1 protein-coding gene is annotated in these 1,169 nt (G+C 42.4%); it reads left to right on the forward strand.

From position 1 onward, the window contains the following. Nucleotides 1-677, forward strand: a 677-nt coding sequence (locus NC238_06445; GenBank protein MCM1565576.1) for a hypothetical protein, incomplete at its 5' end; no start/stop codon positions are given. Nucleotides 678-1,169: the final 492 nt, after the last annotated feature.

A 1,169-nucleotide genomic window follows, 5' to 3' on the forward strand; every position in this document is an offset into this window, starting at 1 on the left:
ACAAAACATACGGATGGGCTGAAGTTCAAACAATACTCGACGTCAAGAGTTCAACAATAACCGGGATTACTTCAGAACCAGTTATAGTGGCAACCAAGAAATTCGTCAACAGCAGCACAAAGGTAGCCACTTTCGATGCCAGCATTTCAGACCAGGTCAACGATACCACGGAAAGCAACTGGTCTCAGACAGACACAATTGATGTAGGGCAGACGATTACTTATGAAGTCAGCTTCCTGGGAGCCGGAGGAGGGGGAGAAACATCAATGTCTTACAGCCATTCCTGGGGGCAGGGGGGCTCTGAGAGCAAAAGCATTACAGTCGGTTCAAGTTCGGGAGTTACTGTTCAGTTAAATCCAGGAGAATCGGTTGAAGCAGTACTGACAGCAAGCAGAGGTGTGATGAAGGTAAGGATTGTTTACCTGGCACATCTGACAGGCAGTACTGCTGTCAATTATAACCCAACATATAAAGACCACCATTTCTGGTCTCTTCCAATTACCGGCGTTATGGGTGCTGCCAGCCTCTCGACCACTAGAGAATTTACGGAAGATATCGAGATCGGGTACTACTCAGACGCAAAAATTGAACTCAGAGACCCGGCAGGTCAGTTAAAAGCAACATTTTTGGCAGCTAATAAGCCAGCAGTTGAAAAAATAGCGATTAAAGCAGTTTAAAACATATAACACGCAGGCCTGGCAGTACACGAATTAAAGGGCTAGGCAGTAGTAGTGATAAAGAATTTGTAAGAAATCTGCTGCCCGTAATCAACCGGCTCTACCACTTTGTTTATTCAACTATATTCGACTCTGCTCGGCTCTGCTCGACTATTTTTATTTTTAAAGGATTCATACGCTCCATTTGCCCCATTTAATATGGGGCTTTATTCCTTAAGCCAGAAATTTATGCACCGACTATTACCGGCTATTTATCACTGGTTTTCCACCTTTAATTGTCCCGATATCGTGGAAGTAACAACATTATTCAGTTTAATGTTCAATCCACTTTGCTCAGTTTACTTTTACTTATTTCATCTCTTATTTCTGCTAATTTACCGCGAACATAACTATATTCACTTTTTAAGTTCTCGATATCCGTGGGTACAGTTCCCATTCTTGACTCTACCAGCTTTTTCATTTGCTCATTTTCGATTTCATCAGAGATTTTGC

The sequence above is a fragment of the Dehalobacter sp. genome (genome assembly GCA_023667845.1).
GTDB lineage: Bacteria > Bacillota > Desulfitobacteriia > Desulfitobacteriales > Syntrophobotulaceae > Dehalobacter.